Raw genomic sequence first — 18,598 nt, 5'->3', positions numbered from 1 at the left:
AATCACACGCCAGAACTTCAAAACTTGTTGTTAATAAATTGTAAAACTATGATTACCAAACGTTTACAACCCAAAGTGAGTAGGCATTGAACGGACGTCTGGAAACCACACCAGTGTTCAACTGTTCCAAATTGGTACACCCTCACTGTTACGACATGGAACAGTCATGCACCTTCAACAAGCAAACACCTCAGATTGGCTTTCGTCTTCTTGGCACCGCAGCACAGAAGCGGGGCTAAAACAGAGACGACTACCCGAAGACATTCGCTTGCCACAATCGATCCTTAAACAGCGACGTCATCAATCGTCTGACTTGATTCATATCGTCGAACGTAATGCTCTCCCTCTGTTTAATCAGATGTTTGCGCGCACTGACAGTCGTTTGATTCTGACCGACACTGAAGGGGTGATTCTAGCGAGTTGGGGACAGGAACGGTTTAAGGAGAAGCTGACATCAATTGCACTCAGCTCTGGAGCGTGTTGGCAGGAACAACTTAAAGGCACCAACGCGATTGGCACCGCCATTATTGAAGCGAAACCCGTATCCATCATTGGCGAACAACACTTCATCCACCAGCATCGATTTATCAGCTGTTCAGCAAGCCCGGTGTTTGATCATCAAGGGCAAATGGTTGGCATATTGGACATCACCAGTGAGCAACAGCAGCACGACAGTTCCGTCCAATTGCTGGTTCAAAATATGGTTCAGCTTGTTGAAAATCAGCTACTGAGTCACATCCCACAAGGCACAACTCGAATCGATCTCGCGTGTGAGAAATCTTTATTACACAGTGGTTGGCAAGGGATTGTGATAGCCAATGAAGCTGGCGAAGTAGTGGCGCACAATCAGGTTGCCTCTCAATTGTTGGATCAAACCTCGATCGTCGGCGAATGCATAGATACCCTCTTCAACCGAACCTCATTAGACACGCCCTTTGTATTTGAGAAACAGCATCTCAAACAACCAACCACCAGACGAACGCGCTCCATTTCAGCATCGTGCGATTTGCACCATGGCGAACAACAGATAGAACACGCTTGGCAGCAAGCCAACAAGGTAATCGACAGAGGGATTAGCCTGTTAATCTTAGGAGAAACGGGCGTTGGAAAAGGCGAATTTGTTAAAGCATTACACAAGCAAAGCCAGCGTAAATCGTCGCCTTTAGTGGCGGTAAACTGTGGGGCGCTGCCGAAAGATCTTATCGAATCTGAGCTGTTTGGCTACGCGCCGGGCGCATTTACTGGCGCAAGCCACAAAGGGTTCCAAGGCAAGATCCGTCAAGCAGACAAGGGCATTCTATTTTTGGATGAGATCGCCGACATGCCATTGGAGGCTCAATGTCGATTGCTGCATGTTCTGCAAGACAAATCCGTAGTGCCTGTAGGCTCAAATCAGAGCTACCAAGTCGATTGTCAGATCATTGCTGCCACGCATAAAAACCTAGAACAATTGGTCGCTACGGGGGAATTTAGACAAGATCTGTATTACAGACTAAATGGCTTAGCCTTCACCTTGCCAAGCCTACAACACCGACAAGATAAGCACGCCTTAATCGAGCACATTCATAGTAAATACGCCGAAGATGAGCAAACAATCTGCCCTCACTTGATGAGCTTACTGTGCGCCTATTCTTGGCCGGGTAATATCCGCGAATTAGACAACTTACTTAAGGTTGCTGCTCTATTAGCAAGTGATGAACCCCAACTCACACTCGAGCATGTGCCCAGCCACCTTGCTCAACATCTCACGTCATTAGCACACGATAATCAGCATCAACTGACGACTCCTAATGCCATCAAAGGTACAGCGAGTAACGATTTAAGAAGTACCGTTGAAGAAACCTTGTTGCAAACGTATCAAGCGAACCAAGGCAACATCAGTAAGACTTCGCGAATACTCGGCATCAGCCGCAATACCATTTATCGAAAGCTAAAGAGCTTGGGGATTCTTCAATAAAACATGCACAATGATTTGGTTCCTCAGATTGAACATGCAACGCATAAACACGCACTTTACAAGTGGATATAATGCGCTTCGGATTAAATTAAAGCGTGAGCAAAGTCACGTAATGAGTAATCCATATTCAGGACACTCTCAAACTACAACTTCTTGATTTACCGACAAATAAATATCATCAATAAATTTAAAAGATCAATGAATACAAATAGCTAATGAAATAATTACGGCCATTTGCTTGCCTTATAGAACTCGCCCGCAAGATATAAATCTGAGCACTATGCAATCCTATTTATAATTTTGATCACCCTATTCTTTTTGTGTTCATTATTTTGAATTTTCCATTCACTTATCTTGTTTAAAATCTCTGGAAAACTACCACTATTTGGCTACAGGGATCATATGTTTAACAGTATACGTACGCGAATTGCGGTGAGTGCAGGCGGAGCAATGGCTTTCACTCTGTTGATCGCAATGGGCATGACCACCAGCGCCTTTACCGATGTGAACAAACAAGTCACTGAAAAAGTAAAGACGCAGCTGACAGACGCCACAACGACAGATTTACAAAACACAGCCATTCAACAAGGTTTGAACATTGCCAACCAACTTGATCCTGTACTAGCAAACCTTAAGCAAGCACGATCCATTATTGAGTTAAGTTCAGAAACCAACGCAAGCGCAGACCTTATCGTTAAACAGTTTACTGCTGCCTTGGAAGCACAAAACAAAGCTGTATTTGCGGGCTACATGGTGTGGGAGAACAAGACTTGGCCACAACAAACCGATCTGAATAACGAGATCAGCTTGGACACTGAATTAGGTTTTAACAGTCAGGGCTACCTTGCCCCTTTCTTCTCTCCCAACGATCAGAACAGCTTTGATGCCGTCGCAATGGAGAGCTTCAGCAATACCGAACTCAACAGCAACGGTGAGCGCAAAGACGATTGGCACTTAATGCCATACCAAACCGGTAAGACATTTGTGATGGAACCCTATTTCTATCCAGTTCGCGGCAAGCAAGAGCTCATCACTACCATCAGCCAACCAATCAAACAAGACGGAAAAATCATAGGCTCAATTGGCTTTGATTTGTCTTTGTTCGAGCTTCAAAGCCAGAGTGAATTATTTGCGCGTAACTTGTTTGATGGCGAAGGAAAAATCCTTATTACATCATGGAAAGGCATAACTCTCGCCAATAGCCGTGCTGGAAACATGGTGGGTAAACGAGTCTCTTCTGAATTGGAATCCGAATGGTCGAAGATTCAATCTATAGCTAAACGAGAAGGGGCTGGTCTTGTTAATTTCGGAGGCGATGAGTACGCAATAACAGCCATCGATACGAGTGATGCGCCATGGGTAGTCATGGTGTCGGTTCCCAGTAGTCACCTTACAAAAAGCGTCGACGACTACACGCAATGGAGTGATGCACAGAATTCAAAAGCACTTGAAAAAGGTGTGTGGGCGGGGCTCATCGCAGCTATTCTAGGCATTGCCTCAATGGCATTCATTGCCAATTCTCTGGGCAAGGTTCTGAACAACTTAGTGGAGCGTTTTAAAGATGCAGCACAAGGCGAAGGCGACTTAACTTACCGCATTGAAGTGAAAGGAAAAGATGAAACCGCTCAGCTTGCACACTGGTTCAATACTTTCTTATCTCGTATGCAAGAGATGCTACTTACCGTTATGGTAACGGCCGACCAAGTAGATAAAAACGCAACAGAAGGCCAAGCTCGTGCCGAAGTTTCACGTGACCAGTTGAACTCTCAGGTTAACGAGGTGAACTCACTTGCCACAGCCATTAATGAAATGAGTGCGACAGCGCAAGAAGTGGCAAGCTCAGCCGTTCAAGCAGCCGCAGCCGCAAGCCAAGTACAAAGCAACAGTCTCAATGGCATGACACGCATGGACAATGCCGCCAGCGCGGTAGACAGCTTGGCTGTGCAGGTTAACGATGCGCAGCAACAAACACAAAATTTGGTCGATTCGAGCACCGCTATTCAGGGTATCTTGAGCGAGATTGGTGGCATTGCAGAACAAACCAACTTACTTGCACTTAATGCCGCTATTGAGGCAGCACGTGCGGGTGAAGCAGGACGAGGCTTTGCTGTCGTGGCAGATGAAGTGCGTAACCTCGCAAATCGCACTCAAGGCTCGACAGAAGAGATTCGTTCGATGTTGGCTCGCTTAGAACAAGAGACTCAATCTATCGTGATATTGATGGAGCAAAGCCAGAAGCAAGCGAACGATACCAAAGGGGAAACCCAAGCAGCACATCTAGCCTTGTCGGAAATCAACCAAGCGATTGAAGTGATTAACGACATGAACAATCAGATTGCGTCCGCGGCTGAAGAGCAAAGCTCAGTATCAGAAGAGATTAACCGCAATGTAGTGATCATCAATGACACCGCCGTGGAAGTGATGGGCACCATGACATCATCAGTAGCAATCAGTAATGAGCTGACCGTAAAAGCTGGAGATTTACACGGAGAATTGAGTAAGTTTAAGCTCTCTTAACGCACGTTCAGTCTTCCATAAAAATAAGGCCGAGAAACGCAGTGTTTTCGGCCTATCTATTTTAGTTCCGCACTCAACGTTACCATCTCCGAGCAAAAATCTAATTGGAATCCAACTCGACAAGTTGATTGAGCACCTCTTTATCCAATACTGGGTGGTGCTTGCTCGCTAGGATCAACACAATATCGACCGAAGGCAGTGGCGGCATATCTTCAAGTATTTTCAAATCCGGAGTCACGCTGAGCTTACCCATTGCACCAATGGCTAATCCGGCTTTAACGATCGCTCGCTGCGCCGAAGCGGTATTACTACACGCCAATAACTGATAAGGCGTACCTTGCTTAGTTAAGCCATTCACTGCTGCAGCGTGATATTTACAGTCCGTTTGAAACAAGGCTAATGGAACAGGCTTGGAGCTATCAAACGCATAGTCAGGGCTGCTTATCCAAACACCCACATCATGTGTAAGCCAATAACCCTCTTCGCTGTCGGGCGCTCGGGTGACAATCGCGGCATCGAGTCTGCCATCATCCAACCACTCTCTGAGCGTAATGCTGGGCAGGCTGAATATTTGGATTGAGCACGTAGGCTCTGCTTGCTGTAACAGGCGAATCACTTTTGGCAGAATGGTGTCATTGTAATCTTCAGGGCAGCCGAGTCGCAGAGGTTGTTTGTCTTCGTAACGCTTTACTTGCTTTAGCGCGGTATTGTGGAGGGCGACCAACTGTTCGGCATGAGAACGCAGCGCTAAGCCTGCTTCAGTGAGTATTAAGTTACGTCCTTCTTTTTGGAAAAGAGTGACGTTGAGTTCTTCTTCCAACTTACGCATCTGAGCACTGAATGCCGATTGGGTGCGATTTATCTGTTTCGCTGCACGTGTGAAACTACTGGTTTCCACAAACGCGAGAAAACCTCGCAAAGCATCAATATCCATATTGAAATCACCACCCATCGTTTTTATTAATGTATTGCATCAAAATTATCCGTTAGTACGCCGCAATACAATCCCCTAAGCTCAAATGCATGCCCCTAGGCTCAATACATACCCACTAAACGCAAGGAAGCAACGATGCAGCTTTATATTGGAAACCAGAACTACTCAACTTGGTCACTGCGCGCATGGCTAATATTCGACAACTACAACCTGAATGCGGAAGTCATCAAGCTCAAGCTATTCACCTCCGATTTTTACGACACTCTGGCGAAAGTGACGCCAACGGCCAAGGTTCCAACCCTAGTTGACGGTGACGTTGCTGTGTGGGATTCATTGGCCATTCTCGAATACGTTAACGACGCTCACTTGAACGACGTAGCATGGCCCAGTTCAGTGAAAGAACGCGCCCATGCCCGAGCAATTTCCGCCGAGATGCACTCTGGATTTTTTGCCGTCAGAAATGAAATGCCGATGAACTGCCGCGCACAACGAAAGCTCACACTCAGTGAAGACGCCTTGAAAGACATCGCTCGTATCGATGCCATTTGGTCGACACAGATGGAACAATACCCTGAAGGATGGTTATTTGGTGAATGGTCGATTGCCGATGCGATGTTTGCACCTGTGGCTTTACGTGTAGAAACCTATGGCATCCAGCTTTCAAAGAAAGCCTCGCAGTATCAACAACGTGTGCTTAACAGCCCATCAATACAAAAATGGCTGGCAGAGGCAAGCTTAGAAACCGATGTGGTTGAAGAAGATGAGGCGGGGAAGCCTGTATAAAATACAAAACACCCTTTCAAGGCTCACTAGTCTGTGAGCCTTTATTTAAACCACAATAATTTGGTCGATTGTGATCACCGAATCACAATGTGCAGATGCGATTGTTTATATTCAACTAAATTCAAATAGTTAAGATAAACATTATGTTACGAGCAACGATCGCATTACTCAGCGTGGCCAGTTTCACTGTATCTGCCAATGTCACCCTTCCCTCTGGAGAAGACTGGATCAATCATGCCTCTGAAGGGCTCGCACCTTACTGGCTGATGCCTAGCGCTCAGGGAGAACCGATAGGCAACTTCCCGACGTTTCGCTGTGATGATGGCACCTTGCTCGATGTTTCTGATGTGTGTCCTGAATTGAACCGAGGCTGGATCACTCCGCACTTTGGCAAGGAGTTTACGCGCATGAAATCACGCCAAACCTATGCCTACGGCGTGCTCTATCACCTTACTGGAGACAAACAAGCTTTAGCGCTTGCTAAGCAAGGGGCGTACTACCTCATTGATCAGCTAGAAGATAAGCAAAATGGTGGCTTTATTGGCTACACAAAAGAGGGAAAAGCAGGCCAGGATTGGCAGCAGCGTACCTCTCAAGATCAAGCGTATGCACTGGTAGGCCTCGCAATGTATTACTACCTGACGCAAGACAAAAAGGTGGAAGAAGCTCTCATCGCCCAACAAGCGTTTATCTTTGATAAGTATCGACTTAGCGACAACAGTGGTCTTGCTTGGGTACTTGCTGACGGTGAAGATGGCAGTGCAAAACGACGCGAACTGGTCGCGCAACTTGATCAAATAAACGGCTACCTGTTATTAGTCGCTCCTCTGCTCAAAGAGCCCATCAAATCAAAATGGCTTGATGACTTAAACTGGCTCACGCAAGCCATGATTGACCAATACCATTCTGAAGATGAACAACGCTTCTACGGGGCTATTCACGATAAAGCTGCGATGATGCCGAATGCCAATCACAACGATTTTGGGCACACCATCAAAGCATATTGGATGACCTATCTAACCGGTCATGCATTAGATAATTCCGATTGGTCGGAGTTTGGTTTAGACGGCATGAAACACACTCTGGATCAGGCGCAATATCAGAAAGACTTTGCCAATGTATCTAACTACTTTGGTGAGCGACTTCAGAAAATGTGGCAAGGGCAAGATATCACGGGCTGGCAAAGCAGACCGCACAGTCAGTGGGCGTCATCATGGGAGTGGGCTGAGCTTGATCAAGCGGCCATGACGGTTTCGCTGGTCGATGGTTCAATGAAAGACGTCCTGCAATACACCCTACCGACCTTTCATGATGTATGGGTCGACCACAAATATGGTGGCGTTGGGCTTGATCCTAAGCGAACTAAAGCTTTCCATTGGGGCAATGGCTATCACCAATTTGAACATGCGCTGATTGGCTATTTATATGCTCAGCAAGTTGACGCTAAACTGGCTGTATTGCACTACGCAAGACCGATCAACAGCAATATGCCAATGGAACCGTATTACTATCAAGGAGACGTAGTTAAGTTGGAGAAACTTGGAGATGGAACGCAGAAGGTCAGCTTCAATAACATTCGACCTTAATATCTGATATTCGCTCATCGATACTTTTAGCTGTGGTTTACGGTTAAGACGGAAAAGGTGAGTGACTAGCTGTTCGCAAAGCCTGAGAAGAAAAGATGCTTTTCAGGCTTTTGAAATACAGTGGAACAATATTTATTGGTAGGGTTTGAAATGACTTTATGAACAAACTTTCACGAGCAAGTAAATCTTATCGGGCCTCAGTGAAACAGCATAAGACATCGAAAAAATCACTTCTTATTATTCTGCTCAACCAGCTTTTCATTCCACGCTTCGTTGCCGTCTCGCTTACTGACATCATACTCAGAACAGAACTGCGATATGGTCATGTTGTTATCGCCCGTCGCTAACTTTAATGCCAACTGAACTTGTTGAAGCTTGCTTTGAAGGCGAAGGTTTTGGCCTGCCTTTGGGCTTTTTTCTTTGGCGAACTTTAAAGCGGCGTGTTTACGCTCGGCAGCGCCAGCTCGGCGATCCGCTTCTGATAATAGATATTTTAGCTGCGCGACACTCTTGCCCTTCTTAAAGGCAGGCTCAAGCAACTCAACGCATTCATCAAATGATGGATTTATAACATATGGATCAATTCTATGCGCTTGTTGACGCATCCACTCTAGAGCGAGCTTTTCATCTGACATTTTGCAATCTTTACCAATAAAACAGCCGTACATGGTATCGCTCAATAGCAAACCGCTGCAATAAAAAATTGAGTAACTTTTGCCTTTTTAATTAGAGCTTGTCGTTAAGTATCAATAACACCAAATCCAACCGCTGCCTTAACCTCGCAACGAAGAGCCAAACTTGACGCTATTGATACCTCATTAGGCCTTTTTAACGCATCACAAACAGCTCTTCGTGATAATTTTGGTCAACATTGAACTTGTACGTATCGAGTTCTTTTTTAAGCGAGGTTGAGAACAACTCTGGCCCACAAAAATACAACTCATAAACATTTAGATCACCACATTGACTCGCGATTCTCTCTGCGTTTAATCGCGGAGAGTGCAAGGTATCTATTACGTTCAGCTTCACACCGACTTGATGCGCAAGGTGCCATAATTCATCGACTAAATGCTCATCGACACCGCGAGTACAGTAAAACAGTTCAATTCGAGGATGAGTTTTCTCTGTTTTGAGCGCTTCAAGCGTTGCAAAAAACGACGCTATTCCGACACCACCAGCAATCCAAATCTGTGGCTTGTTTAGGTCAAACTCAAGTCGACCATAAGGCCCTTCCACCGTAACCGCATCGCCCGCCTTTACTCGCTCAACTAACCCATTAGTAAAATCACCCAACTCTTTAATCAAGAAACGCAGTTCTGAGTCTTCGCTACCTGACACAATGGTAAACGGGTGCGGGTCTTCATTACCAAAGCGTAAGTACGCAAACTGCCCTGCTTTGTGTCCTCGCCATGATGTACTTAGCTTTAGCACTAACTCCATCACTTCAGCTTTGGGAAAGTAGCGAGTGGAAACGACAGAAACAGAGTGACGATTACGACGCCCTACAAAGCCCAATAAACTGTAAATCGCCGCAACAGACCCAACCAAAGCAAATGCCACTGTTAGGTAGTAAATTGGTTCGCCCCAATAGGCATGTTTGAGCAGTAATACTGAGTGAAAAGCGATCAATAGGTACGCGACCGACATAAAACGATGTGACAATTTAAACGGTTTGTATTTCACAACCGCCCACAACGACGCCACCAGTAAAACGAGTAATAGGTAAAAGCCCCACTCTCCAATGTTTTCAGCAAAGCCGTGGAGTCCATTGACCCATGCTTCCCAACCAGACAATGTTCTTGCAGGGCCTGAACCATCATGGCGAACAGGCTTAGCCAACACACCTGACATCACTAGCCACTTGGGAATCTGGTACCACAACCAGTGTGTCACACCCAGTGCAACGCCGCCTATACCTAGCCATTTGTGGACTCGATACGCTTTATCCATACCGTTGAGCCAATTCTCAACTATGGGTAAACGCATCGCCAAAATCATGGTGATGGACATTAACATCAGAGACAAAATACCCGAGTACTGAATCATGGCAGAGCGCCATTCAAAGACATCGCTTGAAGCAAATAATTGCGGTTCCATCGCAAACCAAAAGGCTGACATTGTGGCAATCATTGCCCGGATGATATTGCGGACTGATTTCATTTTTTAACACTCATAAAGACGACATCATTACTTTAGCTTGCGTGATGTAAAGCGACGTCAACATACGTAAATCTATGCAAATGATCTCGTCCGTTGGCTGTCGCAGAGATAAAAGAGACGGGCAGCCCACGCCCAAACTAAGCACTCTGCTGATCGATAGAGGGTGCTTCTGCGTAAATATGACTTGGTTAGTGAACAAGTCGTCGAAACAAAAGTGAGAAGAAGAGAAATATGAAGGAAATGACCCTTTCAAGACAAGATATCCAAGCAATGGATCAACGTGAGCGCGCTCGTTTAATTAACTCCTTATCGGGGTTCAAAAGCGCCAACCTTATTGGCACCTGCGATAAACAAGGGCTAGAAAACCTTGCTGTGGTGAGTTCTGTGGTTCACCTAGGGTCAAATCCCCCCTTGTTTGGCTTCATCGTCCGACCATCAGAAAGTCGCCGTCATACATTAGAGAACATCCAAGAAACTCGACACTTCACCATCAACAGCATCGGTGCGGGCTTTGTTCAAAAAGCCCATCAAACTTCCGCTCGTTATCCTAAATCAATCTCAGAGTTTAACGCGGTCGGGCTCACGTCCTATTACGATGATGTGTTCCCTGCTCCGTTTGTCTTGGAAAGTCCTCTGAAAATAGGCTTGGCTTTCAAAGAACAAATCACAATTGAAAGTAACCAGACTCAAATGTTGATTGGTGAAGTTGTTACGGTTCACGCGCCAAAACGTGCCGTGATGCCGGACGGCTACCTAGATTTAGAAGCGTTAGATTTAGTCACTATTTCTGGGCTAGACAGCTATCATGTCACGCAGAGGCTACATCGTTTAAGCTATGCCAAGCCAAATAAGCCGCTGTTTCCACTGACCCACGAAGGTAGCCCAACCTCATGGGAAGCTTTCGAACACAATCTAACTCATTTTGTTCGGTAATTTACTCACAAAGGTGCTAACTTTCGTTCATAAATACTATTCATAACGGTGTGGTTTAAAGAATATGGCTCAATGCCCAGCATCCGATAAGAATGCTCCACTTAATTCTCATCTAACATCTTTATTTCCACCTAGCATCTTTCTCCAAGGACCCCTTTGAAGTTAACCCACTTTAAATACAAATCGCGCAAAGGCCCAGACTACCGACATGGCGATCAGGTGTCATTCATGGACATCAAACAGACCTTCGGTATGGGCAGCATTCGTGTGGGTGCTTGGGTAACGAAAGAAGAGAAAGAACTGGCTGCAAATCTGATATTCGACTCGTTAGCAGACTTGGCTTACATCTTGGCTCTGCCGCCAGAAGCGATTGGCCTGCGCGGCACATTAGGCTTAGCTTTCGGCAGTGGCGGCAGAAAAGGCGTACAAGCACACTACGCACCGAACCAGAGAGAATTAGCCCTCGCTAAGAATGCAGGAGCTGGTGCTCTCGCCCACGAGTTCTGGCATGCATTTGACCACTACATCGCTGAGAAAGCGTTTGAAATCGGCGACACCTCTGGCCCTCGTAAGCAAATCTTGTTCGCCAGCGACTGTTGGCTACACGATAGAAAAGTACGACCTCATCCTTTAAACGAGAGTTTAATGTCTGTGTTCGATGCCACACTACTCAGTGACAACAACCTAGATAAACATGACTACGTTACGCGCAGCGTTATTGCAGACAAGGCAACGTCGGCTCGTTACTTCTCATTGCCAACAGAAATGATGGCGCGGGCCTTTGAAGCTACGATTGAGTCTTGCTCAGATATCGAGAATTCTTACTTAGTCGATGGCACGACCAAACCGGATATGTTCCCTCTCTATCCAGACCTCACGCATCGCAAAGAGATTTATCAAGCGCTACAAGGTTACTTCGCGCCGTTGGGGCGATCTTTAAGTAAATAGCATTTTGAGTCAGTAACACTCTGCAGATTTACAGTGAGTGACATGTACCATAAGTTGATCATGTGTAATCTCTGAGATAACATGTACAACAAGCGGAACATGTACAATGGTTAATTCATGAATGATTAACTATTCTGTGTATATTGAAAGATTAAACATATCCAAAAACAACAGGGTAAATAAGTGATGAATATTGTTTCTTTTACTGAGGCCAGAAATAGCCTTAAGTCTGTGCTCGATAGAGTGGTAGACGATTCTGATGTTACGGTAATAACCAGACGAGATTCAGAAGATGCCGTGGTAATGTCTCTTGACCATTTTAATTCAATGCAAGAAACCTTGTACCTAATGAGCTCGCCTAAAAACGCTGAAAGATTGGCTGAATCCATTGCTCAACTCGAAGCCGGAAATACAACCGTTCGAGAATTGAATAATGACGAATGATCGAAAGATTGTATTTACAGATAATGCTTGGGAAGATTACCTATACTGGCAAACCCAAGACAAGAAAACGCTCAATAAACTAAATAAGTTGATTGAAGCAGCCAAAAGAACGCCCTTTGAAGGGATTGGAAAGCCGGAGCCACTAGTCGGCAACCTGTCTGGATTTTGGTCAAGACGAATCGATGACAAGAATCGATTAGTGTATAAAGCAGATGACGATAACTTTTACATAATTGCTTATCGTCACCACTATTAAAAGCAGTAAGCAGCACATAGAAAGGGCAGTAATGATCAGTTGGCCATCTTTAGTAAAACTCGACGGTGATGATGAACTTATTTACGTCGCATCCGAACACGAATTTCAAGCAGAATGCTCAGAGATGATCTTGGGTGAAGATGATTACCTGATTGATTCAGTTGGCGACAGCTATTCACTTCAATCAAGTTCTAACCAACTGTCTCTAGCTAAACGAGCAGACCAGTATTCGGTTGAAAGCGTGACCAAACTGATTCGAAACCACGAGTTCCAGAAAGCTGAAGTGTGCCTGATGAAGATCCACTTCTTAACGATAGAAGAAGCGATTCAGTCTTTGGCTTTTGAGCTACGTTAATATTGCTTTAGAGCTCGTATCAAAGCTAATTCCCAAGACAGATTAAACAAAAACAGCGCCAATTCAGGCGCTGTTTTTCGTTGTTGTCTTAGCTATCTCAAAGAAAGCTAATTCATTAAGCGATAAAAATCTGAGCCAGTGCGTAGCCTAAGCAACATGCGCCTACTACACCGATCAAACCAACCGACATGAATGAGTGGTTGAAGTACCACTTACCAATCTTGGTAGTACCAGACACATCGAAGTTAACCGTTGCGATATCTGATGGGTAGTTCGGGATGAAGAAGTAGCCGTAAACCGCTGGCATTAAGCCGATCAACAAGGCTGGATCTAATCCTAAGCCAAGGCCAACCGGTAGCATCATACGAGCAGTCGCGGCTTGCGAGTTCACCACAACCGATACGATGAACAGCGCTAGTGCGAACGTCCATGGGTAGTTAGTTACCATTTCCACGATGCCAGATTTGAACTGAGGCATTGCGTATTGGAAGTAAGTATCCGACATCCAAGCGATACCGAAGATAGCAATCGCTGCCACCATGCCCGATTTAAATACCACACCATTTGGCACATCACGCGGGTCAGTTTTGGTTGCCAGCAAGATGATACCGCCGAAACAGAGCATCATCATTTGGATGATCACCGACATCTTGATTGGCTTGTCGCCGTCTACGATGGTTCTGATTTCAGGCACCATCGCCACGATAACAATCACTACAATCGACAATAGGAAAATCAATACCGCATTACGAGCCGAAGTTGGAAGCACTTCATCCAAAGAGGTCGCTGTAGTGCTTTCAATGCGCTTTTTCCACTCAGGATCTTTTAGACGCGCTTGGTATTCAGGATCGTCGCTCAGTTCTTTACCACGTTTCAAGCTATACAGAGAAAGCAAAAGTGTGCCGAACAAGGTTGCAGGAACTGTCACCATCAGAATAGAAAGCAGAGTAATAGAGTGTTGGATATCAGAAAGTTGCGCGAGGTAATAGACCACAGCAGCAGAAATTGGTGATGCCGTTATAGCTAGTTGAGACGCAACAGACGCAGCCGCCATTGGGCGCTCAGGACGAATACCATTCTTCAACGCAACATCGCCGATGATTGGCATAATTGAGTAAACCGCGTGGCCAGTACCCAATAGGAAAGTCATCGAGTAAGTCACGAACGGTGCTATCAAGGTAACGCGTTTGGGGTTCTTTCTTAGTACCCTTTCCGCAACTTGAAGCATGTATTTCAAGCCACCAGCCGCTTCGAGGATCGAGGCACAGGTAACAACAGCGAGGATGATCAGCATTACGGTGACAGGTGGAGACGTTGGTGGCATCTTGAAGACAAACACCTCGATAACCAAGCCAATCCCAGAAACAACACCTAAGCCAATACCGCCATACCGAGACCCGATATAAAGTACGACTAGTAAAAATAGAAACTCAAAATACAACATAAGCAACCTTGCTAAAAATGTGGACTAATTATATTTTGTCCTTTAGTTCAGCCTTTTACTTATTACTTGGTCACACTATGATTGCAGGCTTCCGCAAATTGTTTTTTATAAGATTATGGTCACGCTAACACGTCTGTAAGTTTATGAATTGTAATAGGAAGCTAGGCACTCAACCTAGATTTGTTATGTATGATAGCCATTATTGTGTCTGTTAGAACCGCATGACCTATCAAACATCAGACTCATAACTGAACGATATTATTCCAACGCAAGTTAATCAGGTTTCGCCTCATCTAGAAGCATATTACCGAGACAATTCGTCATATTCTTACTGAACACTGACTCGCCTATCTCCAGGCACTATGTCAAAATACTCGCCCTCACGACGACAACACAGAAAGAACCACGGATATGAATTTTCAAGCTGCTATTTTTGATATGGATGGACTGCTGCTCGACACCGAGCGACTTTGTATGCAGGTTTTTGAAGAAGCATGTCACGCGCAAGGCGTTCCGTTTTTGCAGGATGTTTACCTAGGCATCATTGGCTGTAACGCAAAAACCATCGAACAGATTTTTAGAAATGGCTACGGTGAAGGGCTAGATTACCCAGCGCTGAACAACGAATGGCGCACACGCTACAGTGCGATTGTTAAGCACCAAGCTATCCCAGTAAAAGACGGCGTGATTGAGCTTCTTGAGTGGCTGAAATCAAACGACATTCCAATCGCGGTGGCGACCTCGACTCAGCTTGATATCGCTAAAAAGAAGCTTGAGCTGGCTGGCCTAGATTCTTACTTCACCTCACTAAGCACAGGCTGTGAAGTCACCAATGGTAAGCCTCACCCCGAGATCTACCTGTTAGCGGCAGAACGCCTAGGTGTTGCCCCTGAAGCCTGCCTAGCGTTTGAAGACTCAAACAACGGTATTCGCGCATCAATGGCAGCCAACATGATCAGCTTCCAGATCCCTGATTTGGTTGAGCCTTGCGAAGAAGTAAAAGCGCTTGGACACACCATCAGCCCTTCTTTGCATCATGTGTTAGCAAAACTTCAACAAGCTGCAGCTTAGGCTCTTATTACCGTTGATAACGCTTTAATCAACACAGAATAACCTTTCTATTAAGCCGACTCACAGAGTCGGTTTTTTTGTGGGTATTCCTTTTATAAAAGATAAAAAATCACGCTAGAAACTGTTACAGTCGATGTGAAACTGATGCTAAGTGACAAGCAACATTGATAACGTCTAGAAAGGGAGAAAGAGACACGTGATTGAGAAAATTGAAAGCCAACTGCTTGATTTTGCAAAGCAAGAGATGACACAAGATGCAGCGCACGATATCAGCCATATTAAGCGCGTAGTCAAAACCGCCAAGGCTTTATGTACTCAAGAACAAGCTAAGTTTGAAGTCGTGCTGCCCGCTGCCTACCTTCATGATTGCTTCACCTTTCCGAAGAACCACCCAGACCGCGCTCAAAGCTCACAAATGGCAGCAGACAAAGCCATCTCTTATCTCAAATCTATCGAATATCCTGCGTCCTATCTTGATGAGATCCATCATGCCATTGTCACGCACAGCTACAGCGCCAACATCACACCTGAAACGTTAGAAGCTCAAATCGTCCAAGATGCCGATCGCCTAGATTCTCTCGGTGCTATTGGCATTGCTCGCTGCCTGTACGTCGGCCAAAGCTTTAACGCTGAACTCTATAACCATCAAGACCCGTTTGCGAAGCAACGTGACTTGGATGACAAGCATTACAGCGTCGACCATTGCTACGTGAAGCTGTTCAAGCTCGCTGAAACCATGAATACAGAATCCGCCAAGTTAGAAGCCAACAAGCGCACCGACTACATGCGTGGCTTTCTTGATCAGTTGGGCGCAGAAGTTTAACGGATTAAAAAAGAGACACGCGATTAGGGAGAGAGAAGGATATGGAAATAAACCGCTTTAAAGCATCCGACGCTGAAGAGATCGTCACTTGGTTTACATCCCTAGAAGACTACGTGTTGTGGGGTGGGCGAACCTTTGGTTGGCCGTTAAAAGCAACCTCCATCATCAAACGTTCTCAAGAGCCACATGTCGAGCTATATACCTTCTCTGCATCTAAGTCATACTTTGAACCGAACACCGATTCAAACGCCAACTCAAACGCCAGGGACTTGCTTGGCTTTATGGAATTTCAGCGCATGTCTGACAATGAACTTCGCTTTTGCCGGGTCGCGATTCACCCAAACCAACGAGGCAAAGGGCTTGGGCAATCCATGATAGAAAGTGCATTAGAAGCTGCGAAAAAAATACCGGATGTCACCACCATCACTTTAGCGGTATTCAAGCAAAACCACGGCGCAAAACGCTGCTACGACAAAGCGGGCTTTCAGGTGGTCGACAAAGAGCCGAGCGTAAAAGAGTTCAATGGCAAAACGTGGCCCCTGTATCAAATGGAATTAAAGCTCTGCTAGCTTGCTTTAATTGTCAGACTGGTTTTAGTTAACAAACTGGTTTTAATTGCTAGATTCAACCCCATATCATTAAGCATTGGCTACACAGATGTAATTTGGAACCTTCAATGACCCAAGAAAAATTCGACACTATTTATCAACGAGCAGCTCATCGCAAAGGCGGAACAGCCGAACTCGAAAAGATTGTTCGTGCGCCCCTTTCACAAGCCGAGCTATCACAAATCACAGACGACCGCTGGTTGGCCGCCTTTACCGAAAAGGTATTCCAATGTGGTATTTCATGGAATGTGGTGAGAAAGAAGTGGCCGCAATTTGAAGAAGTGTTCTTTGAATTCAATATCGAGAAAATGCTGATGCTGCCGAATGAAATGTGGGAACAGAAAGCACAAGACCCGCGTATTATTCGCCACCTCACCAAAGTGATGACCATCCCTGCCAATGCCACCATGATTCACAATGCCAAGCGTGAAGCCGATTCATTCTCGCAAATGGTTGCCGACTGGCCATCAGAGCGTATCACCGAGCTGTGGGATTACCTGAAAAAACACGGCAAGCGATTAGGTGGTAATACTGGTGCCTACACGCTGCGCCAAATGGGTAAAGACACCTTCATCTTGTCATCAGATGTTGAAGCACACCTACGCAGCACAGACGTGGTTGATAACGGTCGTAATACCAAGCGAGCACAACTGGCGGCAGGTAAAGCCTTCAACGAATGGCAGCAACAGTCAGGTCGTAGTCTGAGCGAAATCAGTCAAATCGTTGCCTACAGCTGCGGTGATAATCGGGTTTAGTTAAATTAAAAATGGCTTAAAGCTAAAGATTGCACACAGTTCCCTGCAAACAAAATGTTATAAGTCATTAACAAATAAGCGTGCATCGCACTTTCATCCGGTGGCATTGTATAGATAAATGTATACAATATAGAGTAACTCTCATGAATTATTCTCGACTAACCCAACTCGACTAAACAAGGGCCCTTATCTCTATGACAGCTCTCAAAAATTCTGTCTCCAAAGGTGTAAAAACGAAAGTAACAGGCCAGACTCAAGACGATGTTGTTTACTGCCATATCTTCGACGCGATATTAGAACAAAGGCTGCCACCAGCCACCAAATTAAGCGAAGAAGCGCTAGCAGAAATCTTTAGCGTTAGCCGCACCATCATCCGTCGTGCCTTGCTGCGTCTCTCTTTAGAACAAGTTGTGGTGATCCGTCCTAACCGAGGAGCCGTGATTGCAGCCCCAACGGTTGACGAAGCCAAACAGATCTTTAAAGCACGTGAAGTGATGGAAATTGCTATCACTGAGCTGGCGGTAAAAAACGCAACCAAAGCTCAAATAGAAGAATGCAGAAAATTAGTCGCAAAAGAGAACTGTGCTTTCGACCAAGGTGACTACGGCTCCGGCTTACGCTTGTCTGGTGAATTCCACATCAAACTGGCCGAAATGGCCGAAAACGCACCACTGCTGGCTTTCCAACGCAGCTTAGTGTCACAAACCTCACTGCTGATCGCTCAGTACGAAACGGGCAATCACTCGAACTGTTCTCTAGACGAACACTCAGGCTTACTGGATGCGATAGAGTCAGGCAACGAACAACAAGCTGTAGAATTGATGCAAGAACACCTAAGCCATATTCGTTCGAAGCTCAACCTAGACAGCAGCACGGCTTCTAGTGATCTGCATGTCGTGTTCTCAGATCTGCTTAAGAGCAAGTCATAGAAGATTCAACAAGCGCTTAATAACCATCCGTTAACAACTTTTTGTTAACAGCTTTTTATTAACAATACAGGAGAGAAGTAATACCAATTCCATTA

18 protein-coding genes are annotated in these 18,598 nt (G+C 45.5%); 14 read left to right on the top strand and 4 right to left on the bottom strand.

The window, feature by feature from the left end:
• The first annotated feature begins 166 nt into the window (after positions 1-166).
• Together AACT19_RS01070 and AACT19_RS01065 are read left to right on the top strand one after the other, a co-directional pair.
• Positions 167-1,957: a sigma-54-dependent Fis family transcriptional regulator gene (locus tag AACT19_RS01070; RefSeq protein WP_076644839.1), complete on the top strand. Its 1,791-nt coding sequence runs from the start codon at positions 167-169 to the stop codon at positions 1,955-1,957.
• A gap of 402 nt (positions 1,958-2,359) precedes the next feature.
• The gene (locus AACT19_RS01065) at positions 2,360-4,474 is read left to right on the top strand and encodes a methyl-accepting chemotaxis protein (RefSeq protein WP_076644838.1); all 2,115 of its coding nucleotides are present in this window, start codon (positions 2,360-2,362) and stop codon (positions 4,472-4,474) included.
• A 100-nt stretch (positions 4,475-4,574) separates the two neighbouring features.
• Here the strand turns inward: AACT19_RS01065 and AACT19_RS01060 are convergent, their stop codons facing one another.
• Positions 4,575-5,426 (bottom strand): LysR family transcriptional regulator, encoded by an 852-nt coding sequence (locus tag AACT19_RS01060; RefSeq protein WP_076644837.1) that lies wholly within the window; start codon positions 5,424-5,426, stop codon positions 4,575-4,577.
• A 117-nt stretch (positions 5,427-5,543) separates the two neighbouring features.
• On the opposite strand from AACT19_RS01060, the gene AACT19_RS01055 reads away from it, so the two are divergent.
• Both AACT19_RS01055 and AACT19_RS01050 read left to right on the top strand, forming a co-directional pair.
• A complete protein-coding gene (locus AACT19_RS01055; protein ID WP_076644836.1) occupies positions 5,544-6,191 on the top strand; it encodes a glutathione S-transferase family protein in 648 nt (215 codons plus the stop codon).
• 143 nt (positions 6,192-6,334) lie between these two features.
• Positions 6,335-7,777, top strand: coding sequence for an N-acylglucosamine 2-epimerase (locus AACT19_RS01050; protein WP_076644835.1), 1,443 nt, complete (start codon positions 6,335-6,337; stop codon positions 7,775-7,777).
• A gap of 227 nt (positions 7,778-8,004) precedes the next feature.
• Here AACT19_RS01050 and AACT19_RS01045 read toward each other — a convergent pair whose 3' ends face one another.
• Entirely contained in the window at positions 8,005-8,412 is a 408-nt protein-coding gene (locus AACT19_RS01045; RefSeq protein WP_026012354.1) for a hypothetical protein, read from the bottom strand.
• Between the two features lie 193 nt (positions 8,413-8,605).
• Positions 8,606-9,937, bottom strand: coding sequence for a ferredoxin reductase family protein (locus AACT19_RS01040; RefSeq protein WP_076644834.1), 1,332 nt, complete (start codon positions 9,935-9,937; stop codon positions 8,606-8,608).
• Between the two features lie 231 nt (positions 9,938-10,168).
• On the opposite strand from AACT19_RS01040, the gene AACT19_RS01035 reads away from it, so the two are divergent.
• The 5 genes from AACT19_RS01035 (at position 10,169) to AACT19_RS01015 (ending at position 12,873) form a co-directional block, all read left to right on the top strand.
• Positions 10,169-10,870 carry a flavin reductase family protein gene (locus AACT19_RS01035; protein WP_076644833.1) on the top strand — a complete coding sequence of 234 codons (702 nt, stop codon included), beginning with the start codon at positions 10,169-10,171 and terminating at the stop codon, positions 10,868-10,870.
• Between the two features lie 156 nt (positions 10,871-11,026).
• The gene (locus tag AACT19_RS01030; RefSeq protein ID WP_076644832.1) at positions 11,027-11,818 is read left to right on the top strand and encodes a CLCA_X family protein; all 792 of its coding nucleotides are present in this window, start codon (positions 11,027-11,029) and stop codon (positions 11,816-11,818) included.
• Positions 11,819-12,004: 186 nt separating this feature from the next.
• On the top strand, positions 12,005-12,262 hold the full coding sequence (locus AACT19_RS01025; RefSeq protein WP_017061616.1) for a type II toxin-antitoxin system Phd/YefM family antitoxin: 258 nt from the start codon (positions 12,005-12,007) through the stop codon (positions 12,260-12,262).
• Positions 12,252-12,518, top strand: coding sequence for a Txe/YoeB family addiction module toxin (locus tag AACT19_RS01020; protein WP_083717861.1), 267 nt, complete (start codon positions 12,252-12,254; stop codon positions 12,516-12,518). Before AACT19_RS01025 ends, AACT19_RS01020 begins: the two co-directional genes overlap by 11 nt.
• A 31-nt stretch (positions 12,519-12,549) precedes the next feature.
• Positions 12,550-12,873 carry a DUF4144 domain-containing protein gene (locus tag AACT19_RS01015; RefSeq protein ID WP_076644830.1) on the top strand — a complete coding sequence of 108 codons (324 nt, stop codon included), beginning with the start codon at positions 12,550-12,552 and terminating at the stop codon, positions 12,871-12,873.
• Between the two features lie 115 nt (positions 12,874-12,988).
• Here AACT19_RS01015 and AACT19_RS01010 read toward each other — a convergent pair whose 3' ends face one another.
• A complete protein-coding gene (locus AACT19_RS01010; RefSeq protein WP_029222169.1) occupies positions 12,989-14,317 on the bottom strand; it encodes an anaerobic C4-dicarboxylate transporter in 1,329 nt (442 codons plus the stop codon).
• A 411-nt stretch (positions 14,318-14,728) separates the two neighbouring features.
• On the opposite strand from AACT19_RS01010, the gene AACT19_RS01005 reads away from it, so the two are divergent.
• From AACT19_RS01005 to AACT19_RS00985, 5 genes are all read left to right on the top strand, one after another.
• On the top strand, positions 14,729-15,388 hold the full coding sequence (locus AACT19_RS01005) for an HAD family hydrolase (RefSeq protein WP_076644829.1): 660 nt from the start codon (positions 14,729-14,731) through the stop codon (positions 15,386-15,388).
• Positions 15,389-15,584: 196 nt separating this feature from the next.
• Positions 15,585-16,211, top strand: a complete 627-nt coding sequence (locus AACT19_RS01000; protein WP_076644828.1) for an HD domain-containing protein — start codon at positions 15,585-15,587, stop codon at positions 16,209-16,211.
• A 41-nt stretch (positions 16,212-16,252) separates the two neighbouring features.
• Complete coding sequence (locus tag AACT19_RS00995) at positions 16,253-16,780, top strand: GNAT family N-acetyltransferase (RefSeq protein WP_076644827.1); 528 nt, start codon at positions 16,253-16,255, stop codon at positions 16,778-16,780.
• A gap of 107 nt (positions 16,781-16,887) precedes the next feature.
• Complete coding sequence (locus AACT19_RS00990) at positions 16,888-17,574, top strand: DNA-3-methyladenine glycosylase I (RefSeq protein ID WP_076644826.1); 687 nt, start codon at positions 16,888-16,890, stop codon at positions 17,572-17,574.
• A gap of 194 nt (positions 17,575-17,768) precedes the next feature.
• Positions 17,769-18,503: a GntR family transcriptional regulator gene (locus AACT19_RS00985; RefSeq protein WP_017071662.1), complete on the top strand. Its 735-nt coding sequence runs from the start codon at positions 17,769-17,771 to the stop codon at positions 18,501-18,503.
• Positions 18,504-18,598 lie beyond the last annotated feature (95 nt).

Origin of the sequence: Vibrio sp. 10N.222.47.A9, assembly GCF_963872585.1 — a bacterium.
GTDB classification, from domain to species: Bacteria; Pseudomonadota; Gammaproteobacteria; order Enterobacterales; family Vibrionaceae; genus Vibrio; species Vibrio splendidus.
Note: the sequence above shows the minus strand (reverse complement) of the source record. Positions and strands in the feature narration are given on the sequence as shown.